Source organism: Ureibacillus aquaedulcis (genome assembly GCF_030418165.1).
In the GTDB taxonomy this organism is placed as follows: domain Bacteria; phylum Bacillota; class Bacilli; order Bacillales_A; family Planococcaceae; genus Ureibacillus; species Ureibacillus aquaedulcis.
On the sequence record NZ_JAUHTQ010000007.1, the window covers coordinates 117057 to 136976 of the forward strand.

Sequence of the window (19920 nt, forward strand, 5' to 3'; positions counted from 1 at the left end):
AAAAAATCAACCAGAAGCCATATTAAATAAGAATTCTAATGGAAAGGAATGAGCCTTGTGGGAAGAGACGATAGCAAAAGCAAAGGCACTAACAAGCAATCCCTGCCACAAACACCCAAAAATGCAAAAATTGCTCCCGGTGAAATGCGGGAGGAAATTGCTCAAGAATTAAATCATCTTCATCAATTAGCCCAAAAAGCAAAGAATAACCAAAAATAAGGAGGTGCTCTCTTTGGAATACAATCGTGCACAAGAAATCTTTGCCTCACCAAAAGAGTATGAAGTAAGCTATAACGGTGTTTCTATTTGGATCGATAAAGTACATGAGGATGGCAAAACTGCTACAGTACACTTAAGACACGCTCATGAAGAACGTTCCGAAGTGGCTATTTCAGAACTAAAAGAAGAATATCTTACTCAATAATCTAAACCTTCAATCCCACTGGAAATCTTCCATTGGGATTTTTACATACATTGAGTTTTTTATACATACGATTTGTTAAGCACTTACCCAAATAGGTTTCGTCAGAATAAAAATGGGAAAATCCGTTAACAATGTGGAAGAATTTCCTACCAACATCAAAGGGTGATATCATGAATAAAAAGAATATTATATTATTTGGAATTTCCATTGCCTTTTTAAATTTGTTTGATGGAATCGCAACAAATTATGGGTTAATGAAAGAATTTATCGAAGAAATGAATCCAGTAATGGATTTCATCATTTCGTTTAACCCAGCTTTATTTTTAGTTTTAAAAACTGGTCTGTCACTTCTTATTCTTTTTGTATCGTATAGCGTTTACAAGAACAGCAAGGTGCATTTCCAAAAGCTCTATTTAATTTCATTGGTTGGCGTTTTTTGCCTTTATGCCGGCATTTGCAGTATGCATCTCTACTGGCTATCCTTGCTTTAGACACCAGACAACAGATAATGTATCCCTGAATAATTGATCGAGTTGGCTTGTACTATTGTGTAATTCTGCTTTCTGTATGAACAGCGATTGTCGAATAGATAAAAACTTGGCATTTATAAAATCATGAGCATTCTGATAATCGTGAATGCAAACCATATTCTCACCGGAACGTTTCTGTTTTATTAATTGCTCCATTTCCCGCTTAATTTGTTCATCATCCAAAACCAGAAGCAAATCTTGAATGTGTACTGGTGGGAAGCTGCCGTTCCTTTCAACCCATACACATGCCAAAATCGACTTTAGGACATATAAGAAAATTTTTATTTTCACTTCTTTTCCTTGGAAATAATTTTTGTAGTTACCCATGGCTAGATTAAAATAATGATGGATGGTGGGTACAGGATTAAAATTGTCTATTTCAAGTGCATGCAGTCTTTTTGCAAATAGAGGATTTTGGAAATAAATCGGCTTGCTCCTTAGCCATTCCAAGATGGTTGGATTGCTCTTTCTAAAAAGGCGTAAAGCTTTTGTTATTTCCCAGCCATTGATATCTAAGTTTCCCCCAAAGGGATACTCCATCACATCTTTTTTTGAACCTAGACCTTGAGGGTCAATGGAAAGATACCACTCCGGTGAATGAATATAAATAAACCGAACATCATAATCACTGCCGGCTGATTCAAACCCCCATGCTCGACTCCCTGATTCAACCGCAAACAGTATTTTGACATGATTTTGTTTTTCAATTTCCTTAAGTTTTTCTACAATGATTTCTTCCATTCTTTTATCCCACTTACTTAGTTTATTTTTATTATAGGGAATATTTTTTATTTTATCCCGACTACTAAGAAGCCTTCTTGCTAAACCTAAAAAAAGTGTAGGCAAAGTCGATATTCGACTGTGTCTACACCGGATGCTTGTTTGAATTAGCTTTTTAGCAAAAATTCATTTCCATCTTCATCGCTAAACTGAACAAATGTCCCCCACTGCATTTGTTGGGGTTCACCTTTAAAGTTTACTCCATTAGCCTTCAGTTTTTTGTAAGTTTCCAATACATTATCACAATCAAATACGATAGAGGCTTTATGATTTTCCGATCCTTGCATCATCGTCTTGGGATAAAGTACAAGCCGACTTTTTTCGTTTGCAGGGGCAACTTCAAGCCAAGAGGCGTTTGGTCCCATTACGTGCTCCGCTATCACTTCAAATCCAACTTTTTCAGTCCAAAATGCTTTCGCTTTTTGCTGATCTACTACATAAACTGCTACTGTGCCGATATTAGTAATCATAAAATAGTGTCTCCTTTAATTCATTCTTATTATCATTTTAGGATAAATTTAATTTTCAATCAAAAAAGAATATCCACTTTAAGAAGCTGTTTTAAGATTTCATAACTTACTTTCTTATCGTTCGTTTGTCCAACTTACAAATTCCTGTGATGTTAATGGACGTGAGAAATAATAGCCTTGTATAAGAGGTGCTTCCTCCATTGAATAGATAAAGTTATATTGTTCCTCCGTTTCGACACCCTCAATAACAATTTTCAAATTTAATGAGTTCGATAAAGTAATAATTGACTTTAAAACCGCAGAATCTTTTTCCGAATTGGAAATCCCATCTACGAAGGATTTGTCAATTTTAATCGTTGAGATTGGCATTCTCTTTAAATACGACAGTGACGATAATCCTGTGCCAAAGTCGTCCAAGGCAACGGACAAACCAATTTCTCTAAACTTGTTAATGGCGGTAATTGCATGCCTAATATCATGAACGACACTTGTTTCTGTGATTTCCAATTCTATATATTTACTATCGACTTTATAGTTTTCAAGGTTTTTGGTAACCACTTCGTACAACCTGGATGAAGTAATATAGGAACCAGGAATATTTATGGAAACCTGTTCAAATTCAATTTCCTCTTGAAGCCACTGGGAAATTTGTTGACACACATGTTCAATAATCCAGTCGGTTAGGTCGAATATTTTATTACCCGCCGCTTCCACGATCGGAATAAACACACCAGGCGAAATCATTCCGTTTTCCGGGTGCTTCCAACGTATTAATGCCTCTAATCCGGACACTTTTCTTGTATGGGATTGCACTTTTGGTTGGTATACCAAAAATAGCTCGTTGCTGACCATGGCTTTTTCAATATCCTCAACAATCTGCCTATCCATGTTATATGTATGAATTTTAGGATCGTATTCAATTACATTTTGTTCATTATTACTTGCAGGATCATGAAGAACAGCCAGATTATTTGATAATAGCTCCAAGACATTCTCTTTATTCTTTGAAGAAGAGATTGCACAAACTATATCTACTACAACTTCATAATCATCAATTTGGATCGGCTGTTTCAAATCGGAAGAGATGGTTTCCATTAAATCCATTAATTTCTCGGTACGCTGGTCATTAAAAGCATAAATAGCAAATCGATTTCCTTCTATTCGGTAAATTTTATATGAATGCATTTTGTTCTTTTCAATGACTTCCCCCACGGCTTTAATCACCTTATCACCGAATACATATCCATATTGGTTGATCCATTTTTCAAGATCTTGTATTTGAAGAATCGAAAGACTTCCAGTTGTTTTTAAATTATTTGTATCCTTTTCAAATTGCCGCTGGTTCGGTAATAACGTTAGGGCGTCGTAATATTTCAAACGGTAATCTACAAAACGCTCCAGTAGACCCGTCAATCCTACAATAATAAATAAAATACCCACAGCAACCAATACAACAAACGATAGATCCATATGGTAAATATGATTATGGCCAAGAGCCTTTAAAGGTCCTTCTACATAGAAAACCATTGCTGCCATTCCTGTATAATGCATGCTGGAGATTGCAAGACCTAATAGTATCGATGTAATAATTCTGATTAACTGATTGCCCATGTATTTTTGCAATGTTGCAAACACATACATCGCAACCATGGACACAACAATCGCAATGACAACAGATAAGATAAATAGACCCGGTTTATAAAAATATTTCGCTTCGGATTTCATGGCTGCCATTCCTAAATAGTGCATTGAAGCAATCCCTATGCCCATAACAATTCCTATAAAAGAATACGGAAGAGCAGATTGTTGCGACTTATTAGCAAAATCGAATGCTATATAAGAGGCAATAATGGCAGGCAGGATGGAGACGATCGTCAACAAAGGATCATTTTCCATTGGTAAAGGAAGCATAAAAGCACTCATGCCTATGAAGTGCATCGACCATATACCAAGCCCCATAGCTACTGAAGAGAGTAATAGCCAAAACGCTTTTGGAAAAAAGCCATTTTCTTGTATTCTTTGGTTCATAAATAATGCGGTGTAAGATGCACAACATGCAATAAAAACGGATAAGACTACCAATAGAACGGAGTACTCACCATGCAAGATGGAAATGCTCTGGGAATCAGGTATAGAAAACATGATTGAACCTCTGATTTTCTTTAATTTGTTCTTAAATTATAGCTGAATCCAAGGAATTTTTATACATTAAGTTACTTGCCAATAAAAGTAATAATTTTCTGTAAATGAAGTATTTCCCACAAAAAAGAGCAAAAAGATAGGGACTAAAGAGTTCTCTTTAGTCCCTATGGGGTAACAATCGTATGGTTCAAACAGCCCTGCCCTCATGTCTTAGCATTGAATAAATAACTTAATTGAATAGTTAAGTTATTTATTCATCACGTTCGTCTTTAGGTTCGAACGTTTTACAGCATGTATCTCGAGAATTGTTTGCTTCTTCCGAAACTTTCTCGAAATCAAAATCCGAAGCAAACTCTGTATTTTTGTTTTTAGAGTGGTAATCCATATCTATCTGGATTTTATCCGCTCCACAAAGATTTCCTTTTTTATGGAAGACACAGTTCGATACAGCACAGTTTACTTCTACATTTGGCATAGCTATCCTCCTCATGGATTGTCATGAAAAAGTGCTAGTAGGGAAAAAAGGTCCTCAATAGCACTCTTCGGCTTTTATTCTGTCCATATTAGAGATTTTTATTTAAATGGAATTGAAGTTTAATAATTAACCCTAAGAAATTCAGCGTTAAGTTAGCCAAAGCGCACAAATACGACCTGAAGAGATTTATCAGCCGTCTAAACCGCAAAAAATTTCTCCAAAGAACTGACCACTAACATTTTATAAAAAGTGATACTTTCTTAAATACCAGTCCTTTGCTATTGTTATTTTTAAATTCTTATATAGTTAGGAAGGTATTTTCATGCAAAAAACACAAAGTTATTCAAGACCTCGCACTCAAACCTTTGATTTAATAGTATCCGCATTACTTATCGCGCTCGTATTTGTTGCTACGGTCTTTTTAAATATCAAGCTGCCGATTGGCGGAAACGGTGGTTTGGTTCACCTTGGTACCGGTATGCTCTTTATCGCCTCTATTTTGTTTGGACCTAAAAAGGGAGCGATAGCCGGAAGTTTAGGGATGGCATTATTTGATTTAATGTCAGGATGGACAATCTGGGCACCCGGTACATTTATCGCACGTGGTTTACAGGGGTATATCGTAGGGAAAATTGCTTGGTCAAAAGGCAAAAATGGCAATAGCGTAGGGTTAAACATACTGGGAATGGTCGTTTCAATTCCTGTGATGTTAGTGGTCTATTATCTTTATGAATCAATTATTTTCGGAAACTGGATTGTACCCTTGGCTTCAATTCCAGGAAACCTTATCCAGATTGCTGTAGGAATGATCGTAGCCATTCCTGTATGTATTGTCTTGAAGAAAACCCCTTTATTTAAATAAGCAATGAAACGGAGAGAGCTTATAAGACGGCTCTCTCCTTTCTTTCTATCTTTGTTTTAATTTACTTCTTGCAAACTCTTTCTTAACCAAAGTACCTCGGCTGTTGATTGAGGAATCACTCCATATAATTCCAGCGTTTTATATGCATGGACATTAGTGTAGATCTCACTCATTTTCTGCAATACCCACTCTTCTGTTGGCTCCATTTTAGACCAGCAATAAATATCCATTTTATTTAGTTCCTTTGAAACATTGTGAATTCTTTCATAGCCGATGTTCTCCATTTTCGAAAAATCATTCCGCTCATAAAAACGAATCCTTTTTTCCGAGTCAGGGTCCTGGATGGTAACTGGTTCCACTTCAAGGATAATGGCCTTCCCCTTCTCCTTGAACAGGTCCAAAACCTTGCCCCCAATTCCCTTCCCCCGGGCATTGCCTGACACTAAAATATAATCTATAAATATATAATCCAGTTGTTCAAAATAAACAACTACGTAATCATCCGCTTCCATGATTTGATACTTTTCATATTTTTCTTTCAGAAGACATTCAAAATGTTGCTTTGATTTCATTTCTCTTTCTGGAAAATATTCTTTTAATCGTTCGTACCAATCTTTGCCCCCGAATAACTCTCCAACCAGACCTTCTCTTCTCTGAATTAGCAATTTAAATTTCTCCCTTAGCATCGATTTTTTTCTCTACTCCCAGAAGCCTGAAATTTTAGCCATTCACATTTTATCATTAGGGTCATCGACAAATACATAGGATATAATGTAAAAATTGTTAATGTTTTTGAAACATTTAGAATATTTTGTCGAAACGATTTCAATTCCTATTATTTTTAGTAAAATAAAGTTCGCAAAGATTCTTTTGCTTTAGCAAGTTAAAAAATATTTTCAAGAGACGGGAGATTTTTGGAGAATGAATGCAAATCACAACCAAACAACTGCACTACTTGGATGGAGTCTACAAGCAATAGAAGCAATCGATAAAATGGGACGCCCATATGTTGTCGTGGGACCACCTGAATTTCAATCCTTTGCTGACAAAAACGAAATCTTATTTGTACCATGGCAGTTCAATGTCCCAATTGAACAATCATTTGAATTATACGAGAAACTAAAAGAAATGAATGTCAAACTGGCGGTTCCCATTTACGAGGAAACTGTGGAATGGGCAGGCATGATGAATTCTTTACTCTTTGAAAATCCTAAGCTATTTAACAAATCCCTCTTATTGCGGGATAAAGGATTGATGAAGCGACGTGCACACTTGGCAGGCCTTCGAGTAGGGGTATTTGAAGAAGCCTACAATAAAGAAGACATCGCCCGATTTTTCAAAAGGATCAATCAAGCATTAGTAAAACTCGAAGACGACCAGCTTGAGCCAATTCATGTAAAACCTTTTGATAAAGCTGGTACTGTTGGCCATCGAATGATTCGGGAAGAAAAAGATATCGAAGAAATTGATGATGAGGAATTCCCGCTATTAATGGAAAGTCACCTGGAGGGACAAGAATTTTCATGTGAAGCCTTTATCCATAATGGCAAAGTAAAATTCCTAAATATAACAGAATACGTAAAGCTTGGTCATTCCAACTTTGTTCCGGCCTCTCCTGCACTGGAAAAGTGGCGACCTCAAATTCGAGAAGAGATTGAAAAACTTGTTGGTGCTTTTGAGGTAACCCATGGCATTATCCATCCCGAGTTTTTCATAACGTCTAGTGGTGAAATCTATTTCGGGGAAGTAGCGAATCGTATTCCGGGTGGTCATATTTTTGAACACATCGAGAGAGCTTATGGTTTTAGCGCATACCAGGGCCAAATTCTTTGCTGTGATCCGGATACGACAGAAGAAGAGTTAAACGCATTTTTCCCAGAAGAAGTCGTGTCGGCTAAAGGACATTCCGGTAATTTAATGGTCTACCCAAAAGTAAAAGCGATATCAAGGCTTAATATCCCAAAGGAGCTAAAAGACCATCCTTATTTTGTGAAACACAATATGTTTATTCCTGCTTCATCCAAAGTAGCGGAACGCGTAGGTTTTGGTAACCACTATGGTTCCATCAACTTTTTCGGTACTGATGCTCATGAAATGAGAAAGCTTTTAGAAGAATTTGAACAACATAATTTCTACTTATAAGGAGTGTATTAGAGGATGAGTCCTACTGTAACAACGGAAAAAACGACAAATACCAAGGCGAAGCGAAGAACAACAGGTACGTCCAGGACAAGAAAAGCAACGAAGCCAATCGATGTTCTCGAAAGTAAATTTGCAGAGGCACTAAACACTCTGAACCTTGCCAAGCCTTTTGCCAAGAGTCTTTATCAAACCGACGTTTTCCAATTAGCAAATGAATTAGCATGCACTGATGGAGGAATGGTTGTTCTTGATAAATATGCCCATCAATTTGACCAAGCAGGAGTCTTCCTTTCAGGTGATTGGGAAGATCCAACTAAATTACAGCCCCCATTCGTAGGCAATTCTTTAAGATTAAGAGGTATTTATTCGATTCTTGAATTACTAAGCGAGATGCGTATGCTTGCTATAGCAAAGGGAACTTATCCGCATGACAGCATTAGCAAAGAACAAGCTTGCGCTTTTTTAAATGAGGTAGTCGCACTTAATCTTGACCTCTTATCCCCTCAAGAAACAAGCGACGAAGCAGTTCCACCAGAAGAGCATCTGATTCGCGCACACAATTTATTTACTTATCTAGGTCAGGAACTATCATTTAAAGAGGTAGCCGACCAGATGATTATCGAAATTGATCGTCTAGCCGTGCAACGCCCTATTATCACTCGCAGAATTCTGGAAATGATTCATTTATCTCAACAATTAGCAACTAGCGAACTTGATAAGCAGACGTTAGAGGCGCTGGAAAAGTATACACAAGCTGTGGAAGCTCCTACACCATTAAGCAAGGAAACATCTAACCAAAGGGAATATAGGCTAAAACTAGAGCAAGCAACCGATGAAGAACTTATTGCAGAGTCGAAAGTATTCGCTCAATTCATGAATGAGACGGGACTTGTTTCACCTTTCCATGCGGTGCTGCTTCGCTTTTTGAACCGTAGAAATCCCGATGTCCTTCCAACTGCCCTTTCCCTGTCAGACACAGGCGGTGCAAGCTTTGTTGAAAATAAAAAAACGATTCATGATATTATTCAAATTGCGATTTATCCCGAAACAAGACAATCGATTTACGGTCTATCAAGAATGTTGAATCGGGGTGTATTGAAGATTGATGCTCTAGTACCTTCAATTCAACAATTATTTGAACTTCCAATTCATGCTGAAGTAAGAAAAGCGCTTTCTACCTTTGCAAATGAACAAAGTGGGATTAGTATAAATGGAATTCTTATTGCTGGGGCGATAAGTGTTCTTGGGCAGCCCCTTGGAGTAGGTCAAGGGCAGAGCCCTATTTGCCAATCAGCGCGGGCAATTTCGCTTTGGGCGCAATTTGAGCCTGTCCATTTGTTGAATTATATTAAGAATGCCGCACGTGATCATAATATTGAAATGACATTTGAAGGTGAGCCGATTCATTCGAGCCTACTGATTGAAGGGACTGTTAATGAGATTCAACAGGACTTGGATGTCGTTTCCATCCTGCTAGTTCCGCATCTTGATAGAATTTATAACGAGATGATCAAACGAACACTTCTTCGTGGTGAGGATGGCCATAAGTGGGTGAACCGCGAATTTTATGGTGAGTGGATCCCAAGTGGTTTCATTAATATCATCGATCAGCTTACATTGAATGTTACAAATTATTCAGCATTTGTAAAACTGTTTTATGCTACACACCATCCGGAGTATAATGAAGGCTCAAAGCTGATTTACCCGAACCCGGTAGGTATTTTCCTTACTAATATTCACGGAGAACTCCTTGGCCTGCACGCTGTGTCGATTCAAAGAATCGAGAATGACCAAAACGGGGATTTCCGAGTTTACTTCTATAATCCCAATAATGATAGTACCCAAAATTGGGGGCAAAACATCAAAGCAAGTGTATCAGGATTTGGTGAATTAGAGGGTGAATCCTCCCTGCCATTCCATGAATTTGTTTCCAGAATGTACGCCTACCATTATAATCCTTATGAACAAGGTGATACTTATATGGTAGAGGATAGTTTGGTGGATAAAATTGAGGCACTTGCCAAGAATAGTTGGGGCAAAAACTACGTCTGGGAATAAATCTTATAATTAATATACCCCCCTTTAAGTAAAAAAATTGAAATATGGCATATTGAAAAGACCCGAAAATCATTTTTCGTGGTCTTTTCCTTTTGAGCACATCGTCTATTGTAATAATTCTAATTTCATGGTACATTTATCAAAATTTTCAATATTCTAATATTAATACAAATCCACACTTTTTTCACCATAAATGTTTAAAAACCTCCATTTATGTAAACTGTAATTTATAGGAAATACGCTGAAAGGAGAATGAAGATATGGGACTTTACCTTTTCTCATCCGAGAATGCGTTTCAAAAAGCCTTTCAACAATTGTTACAAGCACCCCTATTTAGTAAAAAACTCTACCAAGAAACGGTTTTGACGGAAGCCATGGCGCTTCTTAAAGAGCCAAACGGTTTAGACAAAATTTATCATTATGCTCCACTTTTTGATCAGGCCGGTCTATTCATAGGGAAACCTTGGGAAGACGTTCGTAAGCTTGATGCCACTTTAGTTAGAGGGACACTTCAAACAGGGGACATCACAACTGCGGCGGAATCCTTAAGTGATTTAAGGATTCTCTCTATTGCAAAGGGGGATTATGTCCATCCCCATATGACTTCTTATGAAGCAGCCGAGTTTTTAACAAAGGTCCTGGCCTTGAATATTGATTTGCTGATTATGAAGGAAACAGAGGAAAACCGAGTAAAACAGCTTTATAAAGATGAACAGGCATCAAAACTTTTATATTTTATTTCTGAACATTGTTTTTCATCTCGCGTTTTTGAAAACCTCTATCAAGAAATTGATAATCTTGCTGTCCAAAGGCCTATTGTCACGAATAAAATTATGAAACTCATTGCCAGTGCTCAAAAGTTGGCCGGAGGACTAGATGAAGCAAGTTCCAAGTTAAAAGACTATGAGAGGGCTGTCTACTCGCCATCAGAGCTAGCGACAGGTCCACTGGAAAGCTATGAACAGAAATTAAAGACCTGTGATGATGCGAGTTTAGCAAAAGAAGCAGAACAATTCCGTACTACAATGGTACAAACTGGGCTAGTCTCCCCTTATCATGTTATTTTTCTGCACTATCTCAATAATGAAAAGCCACACTTGTTAAAAGAAATGCTTGCTGGTGATGAGATGGCCGCGGTAAATTTACAGTCGAACTTCACTCTAGTTACTTCACTGATTACTTCTAGCATTACCATTAAAACGAGAAGAAGTATTTACGGCTTACTTCGACTTTTACAAAGAGATATTTTTACACCTGAGCTTATTAAGGAATTAGAAAATCTTATGCAAGCTCCTATTCCTGAAAATATTGAAAACAGACTTTCTTCCGTTCATCAATTAGCAGGGAAAGAAGCACTACATGCTCTGTTAATATCCGAGTTGGTCAATATTTTAGGAACACCTTTAGGAATTGGCCAAGGTTTCAATCCGACATGCCAATCGACTAGAGCGATTAGTTATTGGGCACAAAAGGAGCCAGTACTGCTCTTGAAGATGTTAAATAGTTTTTTAAGGTCGGGTACGATCAGCTTTACTTTTGAAGGTATAGAGATTTCCACTAGCACAATTTCTCCTGTTCCACTTGAAGATACAACAAATATTGATGCAATCTCTTTATTGTTGGTGCCGCATTTAGATGCAATCTATTTTGAACTGTTGAAATTGGCTGATGGCCGTGGGCAAGATGCACATAAATGGATTAATCCCGCCTTTCATATGACAGGCATATGGGATGGATTTGCAGATATTTATACAGATTTGGAATTCCAGATGAATTTCCGTCGCTACTATCATCCAGTATACAATCCCAACGTCAATGAAGGTCTTCCTCAACCTGCCGGGATTACCATTTATAATCGTTCTGGTCAGGTGCTAGGGGCTCATGCAATTCTCATTCAAAGAATTGCTGTAGATCCATCAGGTATCCTGCGCGTTTACTTTTATAATCCTAATAACGACAGTCTTCAAATCTGGGGGAAAGCGATTCAAACGAGCGTCACAGGAAATGGCGAATCCGAAGGCGAGTCATCCCTTCCTTTTGAGGAGTTCATTACGTTTTTATACGCATTTCATTATCCTGTACAGCTTTAACTTTAGGAGAGAGTGGGATTTATTCGGTTAGAAAAAGGGGTATAGATCCCACTTCATATTTTAAATACCTTGTTTAGATGGATTAATCCTTCCTTAATTCATCTAAACGAGGTATTTCTTTGTTTAAAAAAGAAGGAAATGAAATAAATTTCACTTCCCTCCACTTTTTGGCCTAGGCTACCAAGCTGCCACCATGCCATCTGTTCTTGATTCTGTACCTCCTGCAAGCACACCTGTCTGTGGGTTTCTCCATATAATCTGCCCACGTCCAAAGCTACCACCATCAGGCAGAACTTCAATTTCATGCCCTTTTCTTTGGAGTGCTTGAACCAGGTAATTTGGAAATTCCGGTTCAACATGGATTTTCCTTCCACCAACCCATTGCCACCTTGGAACATCCAATGCAGCTTGAGGGTTCAGTAGATAATCGATTGTATTTGTGACTACCTGGAAATGCCCCTGAGGCTGCATATAGCCGCCCATTACTCCAAATGGACCGACTGCTTCTCCATCCCTCGTCAAAAATCCTGGAATAATTGTATGGTAAGTTCGTTTACCAGGTTTTAAAAAGTTGGGGTGGCTTTCATCCAATGAAAAATCTGCCCCCCGGTTTTGCATACTGATGCCGGTACCCGGAATGACAATTCCCGAACCAAACCCCATATAATTGCTTTGGATATAAGAGACCATGTTCCCTTCATCATCTGCAGTTGCTAAATAGACTGTTCCACCCTTCGGCAGCTCATAAGGAATCGGTTCAATGGCCTTTTCGCCAATCTCTTTTGCACGTTGTGAAGCGTATTCCTTTGACAGTAAATGTTCAACACTGATTGGCATTTCACCCATTTCCGTAATAAATGCCTGTCCATCGGTAAACGCTAATTTCATGGCCTCGATTTGCTGGTGGTATGTATCAGCAGTTTGCCATTTTGGTATGTCCTGCTGCTCGATAATATTTAGAGCCATTAGGGCAACCATCCCTTGACCATTCGGTGGAATTTCCCATACATCGTAGCCACGATAATTCGTCGAAATTGGTTTTACCCATTCCGGTTTATACGAAGCTAAATCACTTTTTCTTAAGAAACCTCCATGCTCGACCATGAAATCTTCTATACTTTGAGCTAATTCACCTTCATAAAAATCACGGGCATTTGTTTTTGCAATTGTTCTTAATGTGTCTGCATGACCTTTTGAGCTCCATATTTCACCAATTTGCGGTGCTCGACCACTCGGTGCAAATGTCTCGAACCAATGCTCGAATTCCTTTCCTTCAAGTCTTTTATAAGCATTGTAGGCTTTTTCCCAATACTTTCCGAGAATCGGGGATAATGGGTAACCTTCTTCTGCGTACGAAATAGCAGGTTGCAATACCTCTTCCAGCGATAATCTGCCAAACTTTCTAGAGAGTTCCGCCCAAGCTGCAGGGGCTCCAGGAACTGTTATTGGTTCAAGTCCCATTTTGGGCATCTTGTCATAACCTAGTGCTTTGACAGCCTCGGCAGTTAATAATTCTGGAGAGGGACCTGAAGCATTAAGTCCGTGGAGTTCTCCTTTTACCCAAACAAGTGCAAAGGCATCGCCGCCTATGCCGTTCGAAGTAGGTTCCAAGACAGTAAGTGCTGCGGCAGTAGCAATAGCAGCATCAATGGCATTGCCGCCTTTTTGCAGTATTCCTAGACCAGCTTGAGCTGCCAGTGGTTGAGAGGTTGCAACCATTCCCTTTTTTGCAAAAACTGTTTGGCGTTTCGATGGAAATGGATGATTTAAATAATCCACCTAGATTCACTCCTTCTATTTCTATCTATATTTTTTATTTCTAATAGAACGCACACAGGCGTACTAGTTACTATTTTTATATATTGAAAATAATATCAGAAAAATCAAACAAAAATAACCCCCCATAGATTTCTTTCATCATACGGGGGGTACTAATTTATATTACTGTTCTTCTACAATTTTTTTGACTTCATTCAATTGTTGCTTTGCTTGCTCCAGGAGCTCTCTATTTTGTTCTACAGTATCCAGATGCTCGTTATGCTCCACTGCATTTAACAGTGCGTTTTCCGCATGTTCTATTGAATTGAAAGCATGCTCAACCGCTATTTCCTGTGGATGGGACATCGCTTGTTTTACTGCTCGATCTGCTCTTTGAACAGAGTTACTAAATAACGTACTTGGATGATCTTGTTTCCAGCTTGTATCTGAGTGTTTAGCCAATTTTGCATCTTCCCTTCATTAGGATTCGATAACACAACGATTATCTAGATTTAGTATTGGAATATGACCAGAAAATATGCACAGGCTAAAGACATGAAAAATATATATTAAGGCGTAATTTTTTTTGGAAACTTTCCAATTTTAATTACATATCATTTCAATCGTTCGATGAAGTACTTTAAAATTCGGGCTGTCAGTCCCCAAATTGTATAATCCCCGTAATCAAAAAACCATTCTTCAATAGAGCGGGATCTCCACTGATACTCTGCACCATTCATAATTTTGTGGTATGGAAAATCTGTTGATGGCTTAGGTTCCACCGAGACCAGATGGCAATAAGGACTATAATTTTCAAGCCATTTAAGCGGAATTGTAAATATACTTTCCACTTCATCCTTATTGAAGGAATGTATTGGATAGGAATGAAGAACAGCAACAAATGGATAAACAACAAATGTAGAGGAAGTGACAAAAGGACTTAGACTTGCAATCACTTCAATATCTTTTGAATCAATTCCCAACTCTTCATGTGTTTCCCTGATTGCAGCTTCAAGCGGGGACGCATCAGTCGGATCGATTTTCCCCCCAGGAAAACTTATATCCCCAGGCTGTTTTCTCATCTTGAGTGAGCGTACTTCAAAAAGCACATGCCACTGTTCTTCCACCCAAACTAATGGAATCAACACCGCTGAACGAAAAGCCGTATCCTCTCCTATAAAAAGAGGCTGATTTTGATTTAGTTGCTCCCTTAATTTGTCTACACCCATAATGTTTCCCCCAACTTTTCTCTTTATCCTTTTATCGTAACACGACTGTTTTATTGTAAGAAGATTTTCGATTATTTTTACTCATCCGATTTATTTTAGTGTAAATCCGTTTGAAATCCATCATTTATGGTATGCCATTTCCCCAAAAAAACTCCAATTATCACATGTGCTTTAGTTTTGATGGAACGTTCTCTATTTCGTCCAGTGATTTCTGCTTCATGTACTTAACATCCATTTTATCCAATCAAATCCCTCGCACAATGAAATAAAAGTTGAAATAATGGGTACTAACAAATGAATAACCGCAAAAACAATCGGGCACCTTATTTTTACATGCTTTGTTTTTGATAACGAAGAGAGTGTTTAATAAGGTGGCGATACATACACGCCACCTATTTTGCGTGTTAAGTGAGGAGGTTCAAGAAATTGAATCAAAAAAGAGAAGTAAAAATCATTCCTTTATTGGTCGTTGTTCTAATAGGAGCAGTTATTTGGTTTATTCCCCCTCCAGGCGATTTACAAATTCAAGCATGGCATTTATTCGCCATCTTTGTTGCAACGATTATTGGACTTATTATAAAGCCTATTCCTATGGGGAGCGTGGCTATTTTAGCTCTAACTGTCATTACCGTGACAAAAACCTTAACACTTGAGGAAGCATTAAGTGGATTTCAAAACTCGACAATCTGGCTAATTGTTATTGCTTTCTTCATTTCCAGAGGTTTTATTAAAACCGGGCTTGGTACACGGGTAGCCTACCTTTTTGTCCGATTGTTCGGGAAAAAAACTTTAGGATTATCCTATTCATTGATTGCCAGTGATTTAATCCTTTCCCCTGCTATGCCATCGAATACAGCGCGTGCCGGAGGAATTTTATTGCCCATTATCCGGTCTTTATCCGAAACTTATGGCTCACGGACTGGCGATGGGACGGAAAGGAAGATTGGGGCATTTTTAACGACAACTTCTTTCCAAGCGAATATGATTACATCCGCTATGTTCTTAACGGCAATGGCAGCCAATCCTCTAGCCGCAAAAATGGCTGAGGAAGTTGCAGGTGCCACAATTTCCTGGGTAGGCTGGATGGTCGCAGCAATCGTACCGGGACTGATCAGCTTAATCGTTATACCATTAGTTATATATAAGCTTTATCCACCCGAGATTAAAGAAACACCTTCCGCCGCAGCGGAAGCAACGAAAAAACTCGAGGAAATGGGTCCTATAAAAAGAGAAGAATGGTACATGATCGGTATTTTCATTCTCTTGGTTGTGTTGTGGATTTTCGGATCACGCATTAATCTTGATACGACTGTTACTGCATTTATCGGTTTAGTGTTGTTACTGCTAACACAGGTGTTGACTTGGTCTGATATTAAGAGAGAAGAAGGGGCATGGGATACTTTAGTATGGTTCTCCGTTTTGGTTATGATGGCCATGTTCCTAAACAGTACTGGCATGATTCCTTGGTTCAGTGAAATGGTACAAGGCATGATTGGCGAAACGTCATGGATGCTTGCGCTTATTGTACTTGCGATTGTTTATTTTTATTCCCATTACTTCTTTGCAAGTAATACCGCACATGTGAGTGCCATGTATGCTGCATTTCTGTCGGTGATGGTGGCAGCTGGTGCACCACCATTGGTATCAGCCCTAATACTTGCCTTTTTCAGCAACTTATTTGGCTGTTTAACAAACTACGGTAGTGGACCTGCGCCTGTTTTCTTCGGGACAGGCTATGTTACCCAAGAGAAATGGTGGGGACTTGGACTTGTGATTTCCATCATTCACATAGTTGTTTGGCTCGTTATTGGTGGAGTTTGGTGGAAAGTCCTAGGCCTCTGGTAAAAAGCATTGACTGCGGGGAGGGAATTTTCCCCTTGGGCCTCCACAGAAATTTAAGCTCTCGTCTCAGAGTATAGAGACGAGGGCTTTTTTTACAGCGGTGAAAACACAGCTTGCAAAGAAGAATGGCCTATTCAGGGAGGATTCATGAATGGCTAATTCACATTAGATACCCGCTGTTCAAGAAGCAGCAGCTTGGTCAGCCTTTACACAATCAATAGCAACAACTAGTGCAATAATGATGGCCTCCATCGCCTCATCCAATATCTGAACCTCGTAGCTATCCCCCCATGTGAACCACTTCTTGCTCACAGTACCGACAACTAACCCGTGCTGTATTATCTGAAAATCCATGTCCCACCAGTTCCCCTGTACCTCAATACCTACTGCATCAATCGTATAGCGTGGTTTAAAAAAAGCTAACTCTTTTTTAATCGTGATTGCTTCCTTGCCATTTACCTCTACAAGAAATATCGGCAAGAAGCTAAAAACCTTTTTCGTAATCAGTGCTACTTCATCCCTTGTTGTATTCATAATGGAGAAAGTCTTTGGGATTTGCATAAAACTGCCTTCCACATAATAAACATCATTTTCCTGCTGATCTTTGACAGTAAACTTCCCACTTAGACTAAAGACCTTTTGTTTTATATAAAGCTGTTTCATAGTGCGCCTCCTTTGATCATCTTATCCATATACCCTCACCAATTATTTCTATTTAGTACTGTATACGAATTTACTAACAAGAAAGTTCTGTTATTATCGGTCTATTTATAAAACTCCATGATTTTAAGATTTACACAACGAAAATCCGCATTGTTGTTTCTAACAATGCGGACTCTAATAATCGAACTACTTATTCATTTTATTAAGAAAATCCCCTAGCAGACTGTCTAAATCCACTTCTTCCTCTTCTTGAGACTGCTGCTCTTTTGAATCGACACTTTGGTTTTGTGTTGCCTTTTCCCAATCAAATGCATCTAAATCATCCAAGCGATCTAAATTATCGCCAGTCGCTGCCTCTTCAAAAGAAGGGACATAGTCATATACTTGAGAAACATCTTCTTCCCTAGGCACAGATTCAGCATTCGAGATGTCTTCTTGTAAATACAAGGCTTCATCTATATCCAAAGAGCTGCTATTTAAGGATGCAAGCAAGGCTGTGGCACGAACCGGATCCACTAACAGTTGATAAAGTATTGTCCCTAGCAGCGCCTCCGAGTGCTCATGCTTTAACCAATCTCGCTGTGATTTACTTAGTTGATGAGGAAGAGGGATGGTAATGGTTTCCCGATTCTTTGAAACAGATTGGCCGACTCCTTGAAGCACAAACTCAGCCATTTTACTCGAAAAATTTCTCTTCTCTGTTTCCTTTAGTTTTTGTAAATGCCTTAAAAGATGGTCAGGAGTATCAGAAGGAATACGAAATGAAATGGCTTGCCCTCTCTTGATCTCATTCTCCCTCGAGCTTTTCATAACATCACCCTATTAATTCTTCACAGGTTCCGGAGACTGCTTAGGCTTTTCCGATTTTCGGATAAAATCGCTAATGAGCTTATAATAAGCATTGGCCATCATCCAGATGCTCTCTTTCTCATCCTCAAAGAAATCAATATTATAGCCATCCAAGTTATTGTTTAATGTTTTGATGTATTCTTTTAAAACGTTGGCTCCTCCACCAACAAAATAGCAGATTTCTGTTTGCGAATTTTTCTGCCATACATTTCGCAATAGGCGATACTGCTTTTTAGCGAGTTCCAGTAAGATGCGATCCGTAATATCATGGACACTTGTCCGACTTCCCTTTACCATAATGTGATTTCGATCATTTTTTCTTGTGATGATTTCAACCACATCACGACGGCTGTCTAGTTCAATGCCATGTCTCGATCTAATTTCTTCTCTTATCGCTTCCAATGATTCCGACACGCCCAGGTTAAATCCTTGAGCCTTATCATCATCCACATTTCGATTCTTAATGACAGCGATATCCGTCGATAAGCCACCAATATCCTGAATAATAATCCGTTTGTCAATTAAATCCTTATTGATGATTTTTAGTTGATTATCCATTACCAGATTAATATAAGCCGCAAAGCCTTCTGGATAAATTTTCACTTCATTAAATTTAATATTCACTTTTAACCCTTGGTATTTCGGTGTTACCAGGAATTCAACCTGATGGACGGAGCCTACCAATTTTGAGCGGTAGCCAGCATCCTTCCCTTCCTTCACTTCGCGTAAAGGAAGTCCCGTGCCAAGTGTGTAATTTGCATCGATTACATTTTTTGTTCGCGGGAAATAACTTGTATTTTTTTCGTTAACCGCATCTAACGCTAAAGTAGCAAAAAGCATAATCAATGTTTGATCTTCCTCGGATTTGGCGCTGCCTGGATCCAATTCAGTTGCATTGCTGCTCTTTGTAGCCAAATTCCCTACTCGATAGATCGCATTATTTTCTTTCAAAGCCGGGGAGTGCACCTTGATATGAATTCCTTCCAGCGGGTTTTTCGTATCTAGTTCTTCTATTCCAATTACCGGGCGATCTTCTGTATCCCTTGCAACAATATTAGGAATATTTAATTCATATTCCATCTCACCAAAAATTGCCTTTATGGAGTCATTACCAACATCTACAGCTGCAGTTCGAGAGCTAATCATGTAATCATCCCTTTTCATTTTATTGTTAGATTGTTAAAGGATAATTTTGTGAATCCCTTATACCTATATAAAGGTTATAGAAGTTTATTTGCTACTTCAATGCGGTTTGCCGAAAAGAAATACAACTGTAAACACCTCGTAAACTGTGGCTATTTGTAGACATTTCCGTAATCTTTAGTAACAAATCCGTATACACCCAATAGCATCAACATGTACACACTTTCGTTTACATGTATACGTAATTGTTTACTGTTCGTTTACTCTTCGTATACTTGTAAACATTTGTGTAAACAAGTTAATTTCTTCCACTTGAATGTCCCCTTATTTCTATTTCTTTAAAAAAGAAAGACACCTTATCAGGGACAATTTATTCGGAATTCTCTTAAAGGGATTTTTATTCGATTTCTAGAACTCTTCTAGAAGGATAATAGATTAAGAATTATTCACGTATTAAGAAAGG

19 protein-coding genes are annotated in these 19920 nt (G+C 38.4%); 8 read left to right on the plus strand and 11 right to left on the minus strand.

Annotated features, from left to right (window positions below):
• Positions 1-57 precede the first annotated feature (57 nt).
• The 3 genes from QYB95_RS11090 to QYB95_RS11100 all read left to right on the plus strand — a co-directional run bounded on the left by QYB95_RS11090 (position 58) and on the right by QYB95_RS11100 (position 915).
• Positions 58-219 carry a hypothetical protein gene (locus QYB95_RS11090; RefSeq protein ID WP_301138393.1) on the plus strand — a complete coding sequence of 54 codons (162 nt, stop codon included), beginning with the start codon at positions 58-60 and terminating at the stop codon, positions 217-219.
• 13 nt (positions 220-232) lie between these two features.
• Positions 233-424 (plus strand): H-type small acid-soluble spore protein, encoded by a 192-nt coding sequence (locus QYB95_RS11095; protein WP_301138394.1) that lies wholly within the window; start codon positions 233-235, stop codon positions 422-424.
• Positions 425-594: 170 nt separating this feature from the next.
• Complete coding sequence (locus QYB95_RS11100; protein ID WP_301138395.1) at positions 595-915, plus strand: DUF5658 family protein; 321 nt, start codon at positions 595-597, stop codon at positions 913-915.
• Here QYB95_RS11100 and QYB95_RS11105 read toward each other — a convergent pair.
• The 4 genes from QYB95_RS11105 to QYB95_RS11120 all read right to left on the minus strand — a co-directional run bounded on the left by QYB95_RS11105 (position 901) and on the right by QYB95_RS11120 (position 4821).
• The gene (locus QYB95_RS11105) at positions 901-1695 is read right to left on the minus strand and encodes a nucleotidyltransferase domain-containing protein (protein WP_301138396.1); all 795 of its coding nucleotides are present in this window, start codon (positions 1693-1695) and stop codon (positions 901-903) included. The two genes, QYB95_RS11100 and QYB95_RS11105, sit on opposite strands and share 15 nt — an antisense overlap.
• A 146-nt stretch (positions 1696-1841) precedes the next feature.
• Entirely contained in the window at positions 1842-2204 is a 363-nt protein-coding gene (locus QYB95_RS11110) for a VOC family protein (RefSeq protein WP_301138397.1), read from the minus strand.
• Between the two features lie 114 nt (positions 2205-2318).
• Entirely contained in the window at positions 2319-4346 is a 2028-nt protein-coding gene (locus QYB95_RS11115; RefSeq protein ID WP_301138398.1) for a putative bifunctional diguanylate cyclase/phosphodiesterase, read from the minus strand.
• 250 nt (positions 4347-4596) lie between these two features.
• Complete coding sequence (locus tag QYB95_RS11120; RefSeq protein ID WP_301138399.1) at positions 4597-4821, minus strand: DUF1540 domain-containing protein; 225 nt, start codon at positions 4819-4821, stop codon at positions 4597-4599.
• Positions 4822-5143: 322 nt separating this feature from the next.
• Here QYB95_RS11120 and QYB95_RS11125 point away from each other — a divergent pair, with 322 nt between their 5' ends.
• Positions 5144-5683 (plus strand): ECF transporter S component, encoded by a 540-nt coding sequence (locus QYB95_RS11125; RefSeq protein ID WP_301138400.1) that lies wholly within the window; start codon positions 5144-5146, stop codon positions 5681-5683.
• 56 nt (positions 5684-5739) lie between these two features.
• On the opposite strand, the gene QYB95_RS11130 is transcribed toward QYB95_RS11125, so the two are convergent.
• Entirely contained in the window at positions 5740-6348 is a 609-nt protein-coding gene (locus QYB95_RS11130; RefSeq protein ID WP_301138401.1) for a GNAT family N-acetyltransferase, read from the minus strand.
• Positions 6349-6604: 256 nt separating this feature from the next.
• On the opposite strand from QYB95_RS11130, the gene QYB95_RS11135 reads away from it, so the two are divergent.
• The 3 genes from QYB95_RS11135 (at position 6605) to QYB95_RS11145 (ending at position 11973) form a co-directional block, all read left to right on the plus strand.
• A complete protein-coding gene (locus QYB95_RS11135; protein ID WP_301138402.1) occupies positions 6605-7825 on the plus strand; it encodes an ATP-grasp domain-containing protein in 1221 nt (406 codons plus the stop codon).
• A 15-nt stretch (positions 7826-7840) separates the two neighbouring features.
• On the plus strand, positions 7841-9883 hold the full coding sequence (locus QYB95_RS11140) for a hypothetical protein (RefSeq protein ID WP_301138403.1): 2043 nt from the start codon (positions 7841-7843) through the stop codon (positions 9881-9883).
• 260 nt (positions 9884-10143) lie between these two features.
• A complete protein-coding gene (locus QYB95_RS11145) occupies positions 10144-11973 on the plus strand; it encodes a hypothetical protein (protein WP_301138404.1) in 1830 nt (609 codons plus the stop codon).
• A 177-nt stretch (positions 11974-12150) separates the two neighbouring features.
• Here the strand turns inward: QYB95_RS11145 and QYB95_RS11150 are convergent, their stop codons facing one another.
• From QYB95_RS11150 to QYB95_RS11160, 3 genes are all read right to left on the minus strand, one after another.
• Positions 12151-13752, minus strand: a complete 1602-nt coding sequence (locus tag QYB95_RS11150; RefSeq protein WP_301138405.1) for a gamma-glutamyltransferase family protein — start codon at positions 13750-13752, stop codon at positions 12151-12153.
• Positions 13753-13914: 162 nt separating this feature from the next.
• Positions 13915-14193 (minus strand): DUF2564 family protein, encoded by a 279-nt coding sequence (locus QYB95_RS11155; RefSeq protein WP_301138406.1) that lies wholly within the window; start codon positions 14191-14193, stop codon positions 13915-13917.
• A gap of 152 nt (positions 14194-14345) precedes the next feature.
• On the minus strand, positions 14346-14960 hold the full coding sequence (locus QYB95_RS11160) for an NUDIX hydrolase (RefSeq protein WP_301138407.1): 615 nt from the start codon (positions 14958-14960) through the stop codon (positions 14346-14348).
• A gap of 408 nt (positions 14961-15368) precedes the next feature.
• On the opposite strand from QYB95_RS11160, the gene QYB95_RS11165 reads away from it, so the two are divergent.
• The gene (locus QYB95_RS11165) at positions 15369-16805 is read left to right on the plus strand and encodes an anion permease (RefSeq protein WP_425609197.1); all 1437 of its coding nucleotides are present in this window, start codon (positions 15369-15371) and stop codon (positions 16803-16805) included.
• Between the two features lie 177 nt (positions 16806-16982).
• On the opposite strand, the gene QYB95_RS11170 is transcribed toward QYB95_RS11165, so the two are convergent.
• The 3 genes from QYB95_RS11170 to QYB95_RS11180 form a co-directional block, all read right to left on the minus strand.
• Positions 16983-17465 carry an LURP-one-related/scramblase family protein gene (locus QYB95_RS11170; RefSeq protein ID WP_301138409.1) on the minus strand — a complete coding sequence of 161 codons (483 nt, stop codon included), beginning with the start codon at positions 17463-17465 and terminating at the stop codon, positions 16983-16985.
• 186 nt (positions 17466-17651) lie between these two features.
• Entirely contained in the window at positions 17652-18275 is a 624-nt protein-coding gene (locus QYB95_RS11175; protein WP_301138410.1) for a hypothetical protein, read from the minus strand.
• Between the two features lie 12 nt (positions 18276-18287).
• Entirely contained in the window at positions 18288-19460 is a 1173-nt protein-coding gene (locus QYB95_RS11180; RefSeq protein ID WP_301138411.1) for a ParM/StbA family protein, read from the minus strand.
• Positions 19461-19920 lie beyond the last annotated feature (460 nt).

Excerpts from the sequence above, each read along its gene's own strand:
- QYB95_RS11145 (WP_301138404.1), top strand. The coding sequence starts at position 10,144 with ATGGGACTTTACCTTTTCTCATCCGAGAATGCGTTTCAAAAAGCCTTT.
- QYB95_RS11175 (WP_301138410.1), bottom strand. The coding sequence starts at position 18,275 with ATGAAAAGCTCGAGGGAGAATGAGATCAAGAGAGGGCAAGCCATTTCA.
- QYB95_RS11170 (WP_301138409.1), bottom strand. The coding sequence starts at position 17,465 with ATGAAACAGCTTTATATAAAACAAAAGGTCTTTAGTCTAAGTGGGAAG.
- QYB95_RS11105 (WP_301138396.1), bottom strand. The coding sequence starts at position 1,695 with ATGGAAGAAATCATTGTAGAAAAACTTAAGGAAATTGAAAAACAAAAT.
- QYB95_RS11120 (WP_301138399.1), bottom strand. The coding sequence starts at position 4,821 with ATGCCAAATGTAGAAGTAAACTGTGCTGTATCGAACTGTGTCTTCCAT.
- QYB95_RS11110 (WP_301138397.1), bottom strand. The coding sequence starts at position 2,204 with ATGATTACTAATATCGGCACAGTAGCAGTTTATGTAGTAGATCAGCAA.
- QYB95_RS11100 (WP_301138395.1), top strand. The coding sequence starts at position 595 with ATGAATAAAAAGAATATTATATTATTTGGAATTTCCATTGCCTTTTTA.
- QYB95_RS11115 (WP_301138398.1), bottom strand. The coding sequence starts at position 4,346 with ATGTTTTCTATACCTGATTCCCAGAGCATTTCCATCTTGCATGGTGAG.
- QYB95_RS11140 (WP_301138403.1), top strand. The coding sequence starts at position 7,841 with ATGAGTCCTACTGTAACAACGGAAAAAACGACAAATACCAAGGCGAAG.
- QYB95_RS11180 (WP_301138411.1), bottom strand. The coding sequence starts at position 19,460 with ATGATTAGCTCTCGAACTGCAGCTGTAGATGTTGGTAATGACTCCATA.
- QYB95_RS11135 (WP_301138402.1), top strand. The coding sequence starts at position 6,605 with ATGAATGCAAATCACAACCAAACAACTGCACTACTTGGATGGAGTCTA.
- QYB95_RS11125 (WP_301138400.1), top strand. The coding sequence starts at position 5,144 with ATGCAAAAAACACAAAGTTATTCAAGACCTCGCACTCAAACCTTTGAT.
- QYB95_RS11160 (WP_301138407.1), bottom strand. The coding sequence starts at position 14,960 with ATGGGTGTAGACAAATTAAGGGAGCAACTAAATCAAAATCAGCCTCTT.